This is a genomic window from Pseudoalteromonas sp. CnMc7-15 (assembly GCF_022347925.1).
Classification (GTDB): domain Bacteria; phylum Pseudomonadota; class Gammaproteobacteria; order Enterobacterales; family Alteromonadaceae; genus Pseudoalteromonas; species Pseudoalteromonas ruthenica.
Genome location: NZ_JAKRFT010000007.1, coordinates 46,450 through 62,339 on the forward strand (window position 1 = coordinate 46,450; position 15,890 = coordinate 62,339).

Sequence of the window (15,890 nt, forward strand, 5' to 3'; positions counted from 1 at the left end):
GGCAATAATATGACAAAAAAACGCACCTTCAGTGCCACCAAGCGTCGGCACTTTCTTGCCTGCGTGTTGGCACTGCTCACCTCGGTAGTGATTATTCCGGGCATGACAACCTATTTACCTTTTGCCATGAGCGAGCAAATTCTCATGCCAATTATGCTGTTTCCGCTTATTTGGACGGCGCTATTTATGTACGCATATATGGCGGAAAAGGCATGGCATCCGTTGGCAGTAATGGTACTGCTGATAGTTATTCATGGCGTATTGAGTTTTATCGCCCTAACAGGAGCAACAGGATGAAATCATTAACCATCAAGAAGCTCTTTAGTATCCATAGTTGGGTGGGAGTTATTACCGCTGCATTGCTATTTATTGTCGCCTTTAGTGGTGCTATTGCGGTATTGAGTCGCCCTGAGCTGAAAATATGGGCGAACCCCGAAATTCAGCAAGCTCCAAAAATACCAGCGCAAGCAATCACTGAGCTTGTGAATCAATACCATGAGCAAGTACCCGCACCATTCGGTGAAAATATTCATGTGTACTTGCCTAGCGGCCATAACACTCATTTACTGACCTTGTTATTTGAATCGCATCATGGTGATGACAATTACGACCAGGCTGTGGCGCACGTTTTTCAATTTCATCCCAACACCTTGGCGTTGCAATCGACTTACTATGGTCCGAGCCAAACCTTCTATGCTGAGCGCAAAACAGATGCTGCCAGCTTTATTGGCCACTTTCATGCCGACTTACATCTCGGCCGACCGATTGGGCTAATACTCACAGGGGTGCTAGGTTTGACGCTGTTGGTGTCGACGCTCACCGGGCTGTTTATCCACCGTCAGTTTTTGCGGCAACTGTTTACCTTTCGCCGCCATAAAGGGACCAGTCTGTGGGTAAGTGACGGGCACAAAATCATGGGGATTTGGGGAAGTCTCTTTCATGGCGTGATTGGTTTTACCGGGGCATTCCTTGGCCTAGCGACGGTTATTTTATTGCCAGCCGCCGCTTTGGTTAACTTTGGCGGCGATCAAGATAAGCTGGTGGAAACATTTACCGCTATTCCTGAGCCAGTCATTAGCCATCAGTATCAACCGACCCAACTGGCCGATATTCTTGCTGATGCCGAGCAGCGCTTCGCCGATGCCCATATTCTTGATGCCACGATTATGGCGCATAACGACGCCAACAGCGAAGTCTACCTGCGTTTGCTTGGCGGGGAGTCGGTGGCCTCGCAGTTACTGCATTATCACGGCGATGGCGAGTACATAAAATCAATGAGTAGCTTTGGCGATATCCCCGGCGTGTCCATCAAAGTGTTAGAGCTATTGTTTCCCTTGCACTTTGGTAATTTCGGTGGGATTTTTATCAAGCTCGTGTGGACTGCACTGGGCTTAACCACAGCACTATTGCCACTGTCAGGGATCATGATGTGGTTAAGTAAACGCGCTCGAGGCAACAACCCGAGCTTAAGCCACAAAGCTTATCAGCGCTGGAATCGCTTTATTATTGGCAGCTGTGGCGGCTTAGTACTGGCCTGTATGTTACTGTTTCCGGCGCAAGTGCTCATCAATGCCTATGTTCCACCCACCGCGCACAATGCCGTTATCGGCCCGCTGTTTTTCTATTCGTGGTTGCTCTGGTTACTGCTGGGCGCATTACCTTGGCATTATCATCGCTATTTCCAAGCGACATTAGCATGCATAGGCAGCTTAGCGTTGTTGGTGCTACCGCTTAATGTTTTACTCTCTGAAAACCACGTGTTTAATGCTGGCAGCTTATTGGTAAGTAGTATTGATATCAGCTTTTTTGCTATTGGCTTGGGTTGCTACTACGCCCTTAGACGCCTCTATAAAGGCGCTGCAACTCAGTCGCAGCTTGTTAATCAGGAGCAACAAGTATGAAGCTAATAATACTCGTGTGTGTCTCGATGCTACTGTTGGCCGCCACCGGGTTAGTGCGTAAACACCCTAAAACCCCACTCACTGTGCTGAGCTCGGTGCTTGGTTATGGCTTAGCAGCTTGGGGGTTTGTTTATGTCTACGGCGTTATCGGCGGCGCTTTCACTTTCATTGCTAGTGCCTTATTAGCAGGGATAGTTATCGCCTTGAGCTTAGGCAAGCCTGACCAGCAATAACAGCCTCAAGCGCCACCACTGACCTCAATAAAAGTGCCAGTGGTGAAACTTGCTTGTTCTCCGAGTAGCCAGGCAATGGCTTGTGCTACTTCGTGAGCATGCCCACAACGGCCCAAGGGTAACTGCGGCCCAAGGCGATGCACACGCTCTAGTTCCCCGCCGTCGCCATGAATATCAGTGGCAATCACGCCTGGGCGCACGCCATTGACGCGGATCCCTCGCGCGGCAACCTCTTTTGCCAAGCCGATAGTGAAGCTATCCATGGCCCCTTTTGATGCTGCGTAATCGAGGTATTCAAAGGGCGCACCCGTGCGCGCTGCAGCTGAAGACACATTAACGATAGCGCCGTTATCAGGCATACGTAGTAATGCTGCTTGAGCACATAAGAAGGCGCTGGTTACGTTCACGCTCAAAATGCGATTGATGCGCTGAGCATTGAGCCCTGCCAGCGAGGTTTGCGCTGCCAAGATGCCAACATTATTCACCAAATGAGTAAGGCCGCCGTAATGCTCATCAATGGTCGCAAAGAGACGCTCTACCTCTGATTCTTGGCTGACGTCGCCAGCCACCGCGAGCGCTGTGCCACCACCTTGTTCAATTTCTGCTACGAGTGCCTGCGCGGCGCGATGGTTCTTCAGGTAGTTAATAACGACTTGATAACCTTGCTCAGCCAACAGCCGGGCTGTTGCCGCGCCAATGCCACGACTTGCGCCGGTGACCAGTACGGTATGTTTATTCATAACTTAACTGCACAAAAAAAAGCGGCTAACGCCGCTTTTCTTATTTTTCTTTCATATTCCAAAGAATACCTTGGTCTGAGCCCATAACCGTAGTCGGCATCTGACCATTCCATTGCTGTGCACGCATGTACTCAACTAGGGTGGCATTATTCTTAATGGCTTCAGCTTTCTTCTGCATCGCTTCAGCTTCCGCTAAACCTTTTAGTTTAATTGCTTCCGCTTCGGCCTGCGCCTCGATTTTAATCGAATAGGCTTTACCGTCTGCTTTTGCTTTTGCGGCATCACGTTGAGCCATTGCGGTATTTACTTCACGCTGAGCCTCAAGCTTCTGGCGCTCTAGACGGTGCTTTTCAGCCGCCGCAAGGTTCTTTTCTGTTTGCTTGGTCTCGATAGATTGGATGTATTTTTGCGGCAATACCAAGTCTTCGATTTGCGCCGAGTCTAACTTCACCGGATAAGCTTTCATTTCATCAAGTAACAGCTCCTCGATACGGGCGATAACTTGCGAGCGGTTTTGAATCAGCTCTTCTGCTTTGTAACGCGCAAGCGCATCTTTTGTTGCCGAGCGAAGCTTCGGGTCCAAGATACGATTTTCGAACTGGGTCAACCCGCCATAGCTTTTAAAAAGGTCAAAAGCTTCGGTGCGGATCACTGTCCAGTTGATACTCACTTCAGCGGTTAAGGGCATTTGCTCGTGAGTAGCGGCACGCAGCTTTTCTACGTTTTTGCGTGTGCGGATTTCTAACATCTCGACACTATCGACGAAAGGTATTTTGGTGTGCAGCCCCGGATTCACTTGTTCGGTGGCTTCGCCAAAGCGTTTAATGATGCCAACATGACCTTCATCAACGGTGTACATCGCACTCATTACCAAAAATACGGCTAATACCATGGCAATGACAGAAATGATAAGTCCTTTTTTCTTGCCTACCGAGGCGGTTAAATCAGGTAGGTTATTATCGTTCATCCTCGTTGTTCCTTAATTACTTCACTGTAGGAACAACGAGTATAAATTAACCATTCACATTTGTTAACTAAGCATTCATATTAATGCCCATGATTCTCAATGGTTAAACTACGGTAAAATAGGGTGGTTACTCGCTCTTTGGGTAACCAGTTGGCGTATTCAAGCTCAAGCGCCCCGAGTGGGTCTGCCGCCAATACTGACTCGAGGTCTTGATGCTCATCAATCGCAGCCACCATCAGTGATTTCGCTTTGCTGAGCAACTGATAATATCTCTGCAGCCCTGCTTTATTGCTCATAGGCCCGTGCCCAGGGATCACCTGAGTGGAGTCATCTATTTGTGTCATCACTTGCTCAACCGCAGCTAAGATGCCGTCCACACTGCCTCCGCTATCCACATCAACAAAAGGCAAGCTACCTAAATTAAAGTAGATATCGCCCATATGCACGACATTGGCGGTATCGAAAAAAATCACCGCATCGCCATCGGTATGCGCATGGGCAAAGTGTACCGCTCTAGCATGCTCGCCGTTAAAATGTAATGTTAAGTCTTGGCCAAAGCTTAGCTTGGGTAAGTACTGTGAACCCTCACCATGCTTTTGCTGCAAACGCTTATGAACATTGTGGTGGGCAATGACATGGGCACCAGATTGGGCAAACACTTCGTTGCCGCCGGTATGGTCACCATGGTGATGAGTATTGATAACAAACTCTGGCGCATTCGGGTTGAGATTTTTCAGCGCTGCTTTTATTTTTGGCGCTAACTTGGCAAATTGGTCATCAATGATGTAGGTGCCATCTTTACCTACGTGCGCGGCTATGTTACCTCCTTGACCGAAAAGAACATGAATGTGTTCGCTCAATTGCTGAGTTTTTATTTCTACTTCTTCAGCTTGAAGTGAGACGCTCATGGTGGTCGCCACCGCTGCCGCTGTAAATAACGAGGGTAATTTCATTGTTTTTCCTGTTGATGGTGTTGTTATTACTGTAGAGAACGCAATTGTCTGCAGTTTAGTTCATATTCGCGCTTTTGGCGGCGTCACTTTGTGGCGGTAACAGTACCCGATGACTTGTTAACAACTATCAATAGCTATATAAATCATATAGTTGCCAGCCTAACAAAATTACCCTTATGCACTATACTCAATAGTCATACGATTTTTCATCGGCAGTAGGTCGTCCATTGCAGAAGCTACCCAGCAATACACACTCAGCTGAAGGTATTTTTGAGCAGGTTGAAGAGCTCAAGTTTAAGATTATTGTACGCGTTGCTATCTTCGCTGCCGCGATTCACGCCGCTTTGATCCCCGGCTTTTATGTCATCGGCGCGACTCCTTTAGCGATTTTGAACATATTTAGTACCTTAAGCTGGCTACTCGGGATTTGGTTAATTAAAAATAACCGACAAAGTTGGGGGTTAAGGGTGGTCAGCGTTGAGGTAGTGGTACATTCAATTGCCGCCTGTGCCTTTATGGGCACGGAAACGGGCTTTCAGTTTTATCTATGGAGTGTCTCATGTATTTTAATGGTTGATTATAAAATGCGAATGGGTAGTGCAGTGGGCTTCAGCCTAACCTTGATCGCTATATTTGCTGCCATATACATTTTGTTCTCCGGTGTTGCCTATCCCTATGCGTATGGTGAGTTTTTACGCTATATCGAGGTCGCTAACATTCTTGTCGCCGGAGTGCCGATGATTTATACCCTTGCACTGATCCGCCGTATCACCCTAGAACAACGCTCTACGCTCGCAGATATGGCAGCCAAGGATTTCCTTACCGGATTATATAATCGACGCTTTGCCAAAGAGCTTATGTTGAAGTTACACAATCGCTGCAGCACAGCAGAGCAACCCATGTGTGTCGCTATCGGCGATATCGATTATTTTAAGCAGATTAACGACCAATATGGCCACGAAGTCGGTGACAAAGTGCTGGTAGCACTGTCGCAAACATTACTTGAACACACTCGCGCCAGCGATGTTGTCGCGCGCTGGGGAGGGGAAGAATTTATTATTGCCCTGCCCAATATTGATATTGATACCGCCTCGGCAAGGATAGAATCTATCCGCAGTGCCATCAAAACCATGGACGCACGGAAGGTAAGCCCCGAATTGTCATTGACTATGAGCTTTGGTCTTAGTCAGTGGCAACCACAGCAGAGCGTGGAGGACGTTATCAACGTCGCTGATGACGCTCTGTATCGCAGTAAATCCAACGGTCGTGACCAAACGACCTTAGCGGCGCCAGTGACACTGACACAAGTCACCTAATCAGCAGCCCGAAATTCAATGCGATGCAAGGGCTCGCCAGGTAATAAAGACGTCGCTTGATGCTCAGCAAACTGCTGATAACCCGCCCGATAAAACGAAGACAACGGATGTGCCGATTGACCACCAGGAATAGCTAAAATAGCGTGTTCCAAACGCCCTGGTTGCGCAATAAATCGCTGTGAAGCGCCAAATTCTGGGCGCTGCACTGCGGGCATAAAGCTATCACCAAACCCGGGGGTAATTGGCATATCCAGCCATGAGCTCAGCAACGGTATCTGTTTGCTGAACGGATGCTTGAGCGCTAACGCATTCACTTTGCCCCATTGCCATTGCTGCATATCATCGCCAAATTTGTCACGCAAACGCTGAGTCGCGAGCGCGAAGCTGCGCATCAGTAAGCTCTGTTTATCGCCCAACTGCCAGCGCTGAGGCTGTGCCAAAAGCTGCCAGGTGGCGGGCTCAAGGTTGCGTTTGATAGGCCCTAGAGACAAAGACTCTTGTGCTAGCGCCGACTCAATATCGGCAAACACGGTGTCCATCACTGCGCTGCGGAAGTAGCGAACTAAGGTATAGCCAATGGAATCAGTGCACGCACAGCGCCGCCAATTGCGAACCGCCTCTAAGTATGGGGAGTTAGGTTCGCTCTGCAAAGTCGTCACCAATAGCGCCTGCCATTTGCCTAAAAAGCGCGCTTCATTATCAAGTTGCAGGTCAAGGAATGCTTGCTCATCAAACTGTTCACGTGCAGCGAGACGGTCGCGAATTTGTTGCTGACGCGCTCCTAGCGCATAGCCACCATCACCAAAGCGCTGATGCTGCTGTGCCGACATAACACGCGCATTGGCGGTCCAAATGCGCCCCTGTTTAGGGTTCATCACGCGTGGTCGCTGCGGCTCATTACTAAACCAAGCTTGTTCAAATTGCTGCTCGGTGATGGCGGTATCACTAGGTTGAGTGCGTGCTGCAATAGCGCCCATGGGCTGCCAGCCTAGCTGGCCTTGGGCATCAACAACCACTAGATTTTGCACCGGCATACCGGCTGTATTCGCTAACTGAAAGGCTTCGGTGACCGTTTTGGTGGTGGCGAGTTCAGCTAAATCAAGGTTCAAGGCATAATCGTAATGACCCACCCAACTAAGCGCGTAGCGCTGACCACCGACTTCGCGCACCGGGCCATAATCGCTCATGAGTAAGCGATATTGATGCACACTGCCATCATCAAGGGCGATGCTCTCTTGCACCTCGACTAAATCAGCGTCGTCGCTAAGGCGAACCCAATCAGATGTGTCGACGTAGGCATTGGTGAATCCCCACACAATGTGGTTATTACTGCCAACAACAATGGCGGGCGCACCCGGTAACGATACGCCTGTTACTTGGGTATCGGCAAAATTCAGCTGCGCTCGATACCAAATAATGGGCACCGCTAAGCCTAAATGCATGTCATCGGCGACCATAGGTTGGCCGCTTGTGGTTAACTCCCCCGACACAGCCCAATTGTTGCTCCCCACTTCCAAACTAGGAATGATTTCCCGTATCTGAGCATGCTGCGCTAAAGCCGGCAGCAATGGAATCGTCACCTCTGGTGCCAAGAGTTCGCTGTTATCGAGTGCAGATTGATAGGATGAAGGCTGAGTTAAAAACTGCCGCATTGGCGAACCAAACTGCTGCTCAATACGCTCTAGCACCATGTCACGGGCAAAAGTACCGGCTTGTAAATCGAGGTACATGCTGTAAATCACTAATAAGCTGTCGACTGGCTGCCAAGGCTCAATATCGGCGCCCACTAAAAAATATTCAAAGGTTTTTAAACTCTGCGCCTGCTGGGCATCATTCACGCCTTGGCTATAGCGCTGAAGCAATTGCTGTTGTGCCGGTTTAAGCTGAGCATAAATGCGCTTTGAGCGTTTACGCAGTTGATGGAAACGCATTTTCTTATCCAATGGCAAAGCGGCCTCACCAAAAAGCGCACTAAGTTCGCCCGCTGCATTACGCCGCAGCAAATCCATTTGAAAGAAACGGTCTTGCGAATGGGCAAAACCCAGCCCATATGCAGCATCGGTCATTGAGTGAGCATCGACAATGGCTTGTCCTAGCGCATCGCGCTTTATCGTCACCACTTTATCAATGCTCTGACTTTGACCGCGACCATCGAGGCTTGGCAAACTGAGATATAAAATGGCATAAAGGACTGCCGTTACCAGAAGTAGCAAAACAATGACTGCTATCGCTAAGCGCTTAATCCACATCAACATAATCTGTCCATATCGAGTTTATTGTTATTCTGCCCACAGCTAGTGTATGACATTTTTTAAGCTTTGTTCGTGTTAAAGGCAAGTTACCGATATAATAACGGCCATAGTAAGATTTCTTCGCAATCAACTGCGTGTCGCTTTATTGAGAACATTATGACTGAACAGACTTTTATCAAAGGTAAAGACAGAGACTTAGAATCGTCTATCTCTACCATGCAAAACAAACTCGTGGCATTAGATATCAATGTGGAGGAGGCTTTGTGGCTGAACCCAGTGGCTAACTGCTACTCGGTCCACATCCGTGATAAAGACTGTGGGGTGATGTTCACCAATGGTAAAGGGGCTACCGATAAAGCGTGTTTAGCGTCGGCACTAGGGGAGTATTTTGAGCGTTTAAGCTGCAACTACTTCTTCGCCGATTTTTACTTAGGCGAAGAGTTCGCGAACGCCGAATTCACCCACTACCCCAGTGAAAAGTGGTTTGCCGTTGACGGCGAACAAGTGCCAGAAGGTTTGATGAATGAGCAGCTACGGGACTATTTTGACCCTGAGCGCGAACTCACCCCATCTCACCTTTATGACTTTAACTCCGGCAATACCGAGCGCGGTATTTGTGCGCTGCCATACACCCGTGTGCGCGATGAAGAAATTGCCTACATCCCCGTCAATGTCATCGGCAACATCTTTGTATCTAACGGCATGAGTGCCGGTAACACCAAATATGAAGCTCGCGTGCAAGGCCTTTCAGAAGTGTTTGAGCGCGCCATTAAAAACCAAATTATCGCTGAAGGAATTTGCCTACCCGAAGTACCTGAAGAGGTGGTGAAGCAATATCCGAAGATTCACCAAGCCTGTGAAGAGCTACGCAGCCATGGGTTTCATTTGCGCATCGCCGATGCGTCGTTGGGCGGTAAATACCCGGTTATGAGTGTGACCCTAATCAACCCAGTTGATGGCTCGGTGTTCGCTTCATTCGGTGCTCACCCGTCATTTGAAGTGGCGTTAGAGCGTACTGTTACTGAGCTTCTTCAAGGCCGTCGCCTTGACCAACTTGACGTATTCCAATGCGCCACTTTCGATAACGACGAAGTAGCGTCAGCAGAAAATATCGAATTACATTTTATCGACTCCAGCGGCCTAATCTCCTATGACTTCTTCCGTGACCAAGCCGATTTTGACTTTGTGCACTGGGATTTCAGCGGCAACACCGAGCAAGAGTACCAATTCTGTACGGATCTGATCCACGACATGGGCTACGACATCTACATCATGGATTACACGCACTTAAACGTGTACGCCTGCCGTATCTTGGTACCCGGTTTATCCGATATTTACCCTGTGGATGAGCTCATTTGGCGCAACAATAATGAAGGCGCTAAATTCCGCCAGGACTTCCTGTCACTGGATCAATACGACGCCGAACAATGGCTGGAAATCTACGATCGCTTAGAAGAAGCAGGACATAGCGATATTATCCGCGCTGCTGAATTTATCGGTGTGGTGACTGATGCCGACACGCCTTGGCATACGCTGCGCATCGGCGAGCTGAAAGCGCATCTATGCCTTGCCGCACAAAGCGAGGAAGCCATTGATTGGGTCGAGTGGATTCTGCATACCGATCAAATTAGCCCAGAGCGGATTCGCTTCTTCCGCTGCTTAAAAGCGGTCTTGGAAATCAAATATGACGAACAACGAGCGTACAGCACTTATCAAAGCTCATTGGCGCTGATGTTTGGTGCTGACAATGTTGAACTCGCGATTGAAATAGCAGAAGCGCGGATACAATTCCACGGACTTAGCTTCCCAGGCTTAGCACTTGAAGGCTTCAAAAAGCACCACGCACTACTCGATGGCTACCGTAAACTGCACAGAGCAAAAGCGCAGTTTTGGGATCGCCAAGTAAGCGATAGCTAAACTCTTTTGATGATGCGCCCAAAGCCTGGGCGCATTGTTCCTATGCCCGAAAAATCAGCACCTTAGCTGATATATTAATTAGACAACCCTCGCTACTGCACTATAGTTTAAGGTGTTGTTCAACCACCGACTATCTGCAGCCATGCCACCAGCTTCGAAAAGCCGCTTTTATGCCATTGCCTTTTACGGCCTAATAGCCCTCACCCTGGCTGTGGCTGTATTCCTCGATCACCTCAATTATCAAAAAGCTGAACAACTATATCGCCAAGATGTACGGGAAGTAGCACAAAGTTATCGCAGCCGATTACAGGCACTGATGACTGCCAACATTCAACTTGTACGCGGATTAATACCGGCCATCGCTGCCCAGCCCAACCTCAACCAACAACAATTCAGTGTCATTGCACAAAGCTTGTTTACCAGTTCTAAAGAACTGCGCACCATAGGTGCAGCACCGGATATGGTTATTCGAATGACCTACCCTCTCAAGGGTAATGAGGGAGCCATTGGCCTCGATTATATGGCCACCCCCAGTCAACGTGATGCAGCCTTGGCCGCTAAAGAAGGTGGAGAAATAGTCATTGATGCCCCCGTTAATTTAGTGCAGGGCGGTGTTGGCATTATTGCTCGACTGCCCATTTATCTGCAGCAGCCGAAACAAGAGTTTTGGGGGCTGATATCGGTCGTGCTCGACGCCAACAAGGTCTATAGCAATGGCGGACTCGTGCAGTTACAAGAACAATTCAATGTCGCCTTGTATAAGCGTAATCCAGATAAACACATGTTTGGCGATACCGCTATTCGCTATAGCGACCCCATTGAACTATCGATTAGTCTACCTAATGATACTTGGTATTTGGCAGTTCAACCGCAAGGGGGCTGGCAGCCTCCGTGGGAAAGCTTTGGCTATGCGCGCATCGCGATTATTTTAACCACCTTGTTAGTGGTACTGTTTTTAGCTTGGCTTCGAGCCTTATTCTTAAAACTCATGGTCAATGAGCAGCGCCTTCAAGCGTTATTCGACCTTTTTCCGCTAGGTATCGCGTTATGTGATGCCAAAACGGGCCGCTATATCAATGCTAATAAAGCCTTACTCAACTCGCTCGATACCCACTTACAACAGCTAAAACAACAACACTTCGCCAACACTCTGCGCTTCAACGAGCGCACAGTACCGGCCTTAGATCAATTGCGCCATGGTCAACATATTGTTGCGGGAGAAGCTCTTTGGCAAAACAACAGTACCTTCCCGGTGAATGTGAATGGGGTGCAATTTACCAATGCTCAGGGTGAACCTTTTGTGTGGCTACTCATTGAAGATTTGCGCGAAAAGAAGGCGACACAAGCAGAAATACTTGAAAAGAGTCAACGCCTAGCATTGATCGTTGAAAATATCGGTGTTGGAACCTGGGATTGGCAAGTACAAAGCGGCGAAGTGACGTTTAACGAGCGTTGGGCGCAAATCATTGGTTATGAGCTCGAAGAGCTCACCCCCATCAATATTGATACTTGGCTCAATCACACCCACCCTGATGACTTAAAAGAATCAGGACTACGTTTGGAGCAACACTGGCAGGGACACAGTGAACAGTATGTATGTGAAGCCCGAATGCGTCATAAATTAGGCCATTGGGTGTGGGTTCTGGATACCGGCCGAGTCATTGAATGGTGCGACGATGGTCGACCAAAACGTATGATTGGCACGCACTTAGATATTAGCTCACAAAAGTCGACTGAGGCGGCACTACGCCATGCTAAGCAAGAGATCGAGCGCTTCTTTGAGCTCAGCGCTAACTTTATGGCTATTCTCAACGTACATGGCTTTTTCGAACGCGCCAACTCACGCATATACCGGGGCTTGGGCTTTACAGCCAGTGAAATACTTGCCAAGCCGCTGCTCGACTTTGTCGCCTGTGATGATAAAGAGCGCGTACAACAACAATTTAATAAGTTGGGCCAGCAGGACAATGAAACTCAATTTGATTGCTACTTGCGCACCCACTCACACAAACAGCTGCTATGCCGTATTAACTTGGCTCTGGATCAAGAGAATAGCAAGATTTATATGGTTGCTAGCGACATCACTGAGCAGCAACGAATCAGCAAGCAGCTGTTGACGCATAAACAAATGCTCGAAGCAATGAGTACCCAGGCACGCATTGGCGCATGGGAGCTGAATAACGATACTAACCGCGCGTTCTGGTCCAAAGTGAACCGCGAGATTCATGGCGTCGATGACAGCTACCTGATCACCGCAGATAATCTTTTTCACTTTTTCACACCCAGTTCCCAATCCCAGTTAAATACGCTTATTACTCGCACCATCAATGACCGTCAGCCGTTTTGTACTGAGCTACAGATAGTCACAGCTCAAGGTGCTAAAAAGTGGGTACGCGTGCGCGGTGAGGCGGAGTTCGACCAGCAACGCTGTATTCGCATCTTTGGCTCTACCCAAGATATAGATGGCGAAAAGCGCGGCCAGCTCGCACAACAGCAATTAGCACAACGTAATAGCGCTTTAGCAGGGCTCACGGTCGATGACGCGATTCTCAATGGTGATTTAGACGCGGCTAAACACATTATCACCCGCATGGTCAGCCGCACCTTAAACACCCATAGGGTCAGTATCTGGTTGTTTGACGATGCCCATCAAGAAATGCATTTACTGTCACTGTACGAGCAAGAGAAAAACAGCCATAGCGAGAGCGGTGTATTAGTCGGGGAGCAATACCCAACTTACTTTAGCGCGATACAAAAGCGAGCGGTATTAAGCATCAGTGATGCCCACAACGATCCGCTGACCAGGGAATTTTTACAGGACTATTTGCAGCCGCTCAATATTCATGCGCTTCTCGACTGTGCCATTCCGGGGCGCCATGGCATGGTCGGTGTGGTGTGCGCAGAACAGCTTCATGAACCGCGTGTATGGAGTGAGAATGATGAAAACTTTCTTATTGCTATCGCTAATATCATCGGTGGTGTCTATGCCAACCACGAAAGACAACTAACGGAAATTGCCCTTCGCAACGCGAAAAATAAAGCTGAGCATGCGGCGCTCGTAAAAAGTGAGTTTCTTGCCAGTATGAGTCATGAAATACGTACGCCGATGAATGGCGTATTAGGCATGTTAGAGCTACTGGATCACAGCACATTAAATGACTCGCAGAATCATCACCTGCAACTAGCCCGCTCTTCTGCCAACACTTTATTAAGTATTATCAACGATATATTGGATTTTTCTAAAATTGAAGCGGGCAAGGTAGAAATTGAACACATAAGTTTTGATATTCACCAAGTGTTGTCACAGGTTGTTGAGTCGCTAGCCTTGAAAGCACAGCAACAAAACAACCGTTTATATCTGGATGCGCATCAGCTACCACAGCAAATAGTTGAGGGTGATCCCAACCGCTTGCGACAAGTGCTGGCAAACTTATTATCGAATGCGATTAAATTTACCGAAGACGGTGAGATAACGATTACCGCAACACTCGATGAGCATGGGGTATTTACCTGCAGTGTCCAAGACACCGGTATTGGTATCTCTAAGCAAGCTCAAGCGCAATTATTTGATGCCTTTACCCAGGCTGACAGCTCCACCACCCGGCGCTTTGGCGGCACCGGTTTAGGTCTTGCCATTGTCCGTCAGCTATGTCAGCTCATGCATGGCGATGTCAGTGTGAAAAGCACTGTGGATCAAGGCAGTACATTTACGTTCTTCATTCAACTGGAAGCCGATGAGCAATCTACCATCACTCAACACCTGGTGGGTGAGCACGTGGCTATTTTCTGTCATGACCGCCAAGAGAGTACCCTCGCTCGGCAACACTGTGAGTTGATGGGAGCAAAGGTCACCTGCTTTACGGATGGCAATGACTTGCTTGAGCATTTGGCTAACCAAAGCGTCGAGCGCCTCATTATCGATGCCGAACCGCTATTAAAAAATACCCACGAGTTACAGCATCGACTGAAAAGCACGCTTAGCGAACAATGTCAGCTGTTGGTCTTAGCGAATATGGAGCAAACTAATGAGGTCAGCGAGCAACTGGAATTTGAACACTTCCGATTGGCGTTTCATCCATTAACTAGCTTTGATATTTTCAGCGGTTATACGCGCTCAGAAGAGACTGGTGCGCAGCAGCTCTCAGGGACTATTAACTGTTTGCTTGTAGAAGATAATCAGGTCAATCAAATTGTTACCTCATCCTTATTGGACAAACACGGTTGCAACTACGAAATTGCCAATGATGGACAACAAGCGATAACACGCTTGCAACAGTGTCCTTCGGGGTATTTTGATGTGGTGCTGATGGATTGCCAAATGCCCATTCTTGATGGCTACCAAGCAGCCACTCAAATCCGCCAAGGCAAGGCCGGAGAGCAACATCAAAACATTGCGATTATTGCCCTGACCGCCAATGCAATGGAGGGCGACAAGGAAAAATGTTTGCAATCGGGTATGAACGATTATTTGAGTAAGCCCCTTAAGCCAGACGCGCTCTACGAGAAGCTGACCATCTGGGCACATATGGCACCGCCGTGTGAATAGCGCGAAGCAAAATAGCAACCCCGAGGTCGGCGCTTTAATTTTTTTGTAAATGCTTACATAATAGCTGCTTACCATCTTGCTCAAGCGGGGGAATTATGCGAGCCGAAATCGTTGCCGAAATGAAAGTGCAACCTAGCATTGATGTCCAACAAGAAGTTACTCGTCGGGTGTCATTTTTAAAACACAAGCTTCAACAAGCCCACTGCCGCACCTTGGTGCTTGGCATCAGTGGCGGTGTTGATTCCTCTACTTGCGGCCGTCTTTGTCAGCTTGCCATTGAAGAGCTCAACGCCGATCACGATACTGAACAATACCAGTTCATTGCCGTGCGCTTACCTTATGGTGTGCAAGCCGACGAGGATGAGGCGCAGCTGGCGCTCGACTTTATTCAACCCAGTCAGCGTGTTACCGTGAATATCAAACCCGCTACCGACCATATGCATGAACAGGTGCTAAGCAGCCTCGCTGGCAGTAATTTAAGTTTACCCGCACAAAGTCAAATTGACTTTGTTAAGGGCAATGTCAAAGCGCGCCAGCGCATGATTGCCCAGTATGAGCTAGCGGGTCTACATCAAGGTTTAGTCGTTGGCACCGATCATAGCGCGGAGAACATTACCGGGTTTTATACTAAGTTTGGGGATGGTGCGTGCGATCTAGCGCCGCTGTTTGGCCTATCTAAACGCCAAGTACGTGCGCTTGCTCAATACCTCGGAGCACCTGACGCCTTAGTTACCAAGGCACCGACCGCCGACTTAGAGTGCGATCGCCCCGGCCTCACAGACGAAGAAGCGCTGGGCTTGAGTTATGACCAAATCGACGACTTCCTTGAGGCGAAACCCTTAAGTGCAGAAATAGAGCAACGCATAATCGCCATATACCAGCGCACTCAGCATAAGCGTCAACCGATTCCGACCATTTACGATTAGTGCACATAGCCCATGTCAGTACATGGGCTATGACTACAACAAAACTAACCTCAGGCGTAAATGATCGACCGCTCTCGCCCATGCGTAAACACTGCAATCCTTTTGTCATTTGTTTATAGTAAGAGCAGTTCACGCTTAA

Annotated in this window: 11 protein-coding genes; 7 read left to right on the forward strand and 4 right to left on the reverse strand. The window is 48.5% G+C overall.

The window, feature by feature from the left end; genetic code table 11:
• The first annotated feature begins 9 nt into the window (after positions 1-9).
• From MHM95_RS16585 to MHM95_RS16595, 3 genes are read left to right on the forward strand one after another with little or no spacing between them, the layout of a single operon-like run.
• Positions 10-297 (forward strand): hypothetical protein, encoded by a 288-nt coding sequence (locus tag MHM95_RS16585; protein ID WP_022944995.1) that lies wholly within the window; start codon positions 10-12, stop codon positions 295-297.
• Positions 294-1,901, forward strand: a complete 1,608-nt coding sequence (locus MHM95_RS16590) for a PepSY-associated TM helix domain-containing protein (RefSeq protein ID WP_239385823.1) — start codon at positions 294-296, stop codon at positions 1,899-1,901. The genes MHM95_RS16585 and MHM95_RS16590 overlap by 4 nt, the downstream gene beginning before the upstream one ends.
• Entirely contained in the window at positions 1,898-2,134 is a 237-nt protein-coding gene (locus MHM95_RS16595; RefSeq protein WP_022944993.1) for a hypothetical protein, read from the forward strand. Before MHM95_RS16590 ends, MHM95_RS16595 begins: the two co-directional genes overlap by 4 nt.
• 5 nt (positions 2,135-2,139) lie before the next feature.
• On the opposite strand, the gene MHM95_RS16600 is transcribed toward MHM95_RS16595, so the two are convergent.
• From MHM95_RS16600 to MHM95_RS16610, 3 genes are all read right to left on the reverse strand, one after another.
• Complete coding sequence (locus MHM95_RS16600) at positions 2,140-2,874, reverse strand: SDR family oxidoreductase (RefSeq protein WP_239385824.1); 735 nt, start codon at positions 2,872-2,874, stop codon at positions 2,140-2,142.
• 40 nt (positions 2,875-2,914) lie between these two features.
• Positions 2,915-3,841, reverse strand: a complete 927-nt coding sequence (locus MHM95_RS16605) for a prohibitin family protein (protein WP_022944991.1) — start codon at positions 3,839-3,841, stop codon at positions 2,915-2,917.
• An 80-nt stretch (positions 3,842-3,921) separates the two neighbouring features.
• Positions 3,922-4,794: an MBL fold metallo-hydrolase gene (locus MHM95_RS16610; RefSeq protein ID WP_022944990.1), complete on the reverse strand. Its 873-nt coding sequence runs from the start codon at positions 4,792-4,794 to the stop codon at positions 3,922-3,924.
• A 227-nt stretch (positions 4,795-5,021) separates the two neighbouring features.
• On the opposite strand from MHM95_RS16610, the gene MHM95_RS16615 reads away from it, so the two are divergent.
• Complete coding sequence (locus MHM95_RS16615; protein WP_239385825.1) at positions 5,022-6,110, forward strand: GGDEF domain-containing protein; 1,089 nt, start codon at positions 5,022-5,024, stop codon at positions 6,108-6,110.
• On the opposite strand, the gene MHM95_RS16620 is transcribed toward MHM95_RS16615, so the two are convergent.
• Positions 6,107-8,365, reverse strand: coding sequence for a penicillin acylase family protein (locus MHM95_RS16620; protein ID WP_239385826.1), 2,259 nt, complete (start codon positions 8,363-8,365; stop codon positions 6,107-6,109). The genes MHM95_RS16615 and MHM95_RS16620 overlap by 4 nt on opposite strands.
• A gap of 153 nt (positions 8,366-8,518) precedes the next feature.
• Between MHM95_RS16620 and ycaO the strand changes: the two genes are divergently transcribed.
• The 3 genes from ycaO to nadE all read left to right on the forward strand — a co-directional run bounded on the left by ycaO (position 8,519) and on the right by nadE (position 15,751).
• On the forward strand, positions 8,519-10,279 hold the full coding sequence (gene ycaO / locus MHM95_RS16625; RefSeq protein ID WP_239385827.1) for a 30S ribosomal protein S12 methylthiotransferase accessory factor YcaO: 1,761 nt from the start codon (positions 8,519-8,521) through the stop codon (positions 10,277-10,279).
• Positions 10,280-10,421: 142 nt separating this feature from the next.
• The gene (locus MHM95_RS16630; protein WP_239385828.1) at positions 10,422-14,825 is read left to right on the forward strand and encodes a PAS domain-containing protein; all 4,404 of its coding nucleotides are present in this window, start codon (positions 10,422-10,424) and stop codon (positions 14,823-14,825) included.
• Between the two features lie 95 nt (positions 14,826-14,920).
• Positions 14,921-15,751, forward strand: a complete 831-nt coding sequence (gene nadE, locus MHM95_RS16635) for an ammonia-dependent NAD(+) synthetase (RefSeq protein ID WP_239385829.1) — start codon at positions 14,921-14,923, stop codon at positions 15,749-15,751.
• The last annotated feature ends 139 nt before the right edge of the window (positions 15,752-15,890 follow it).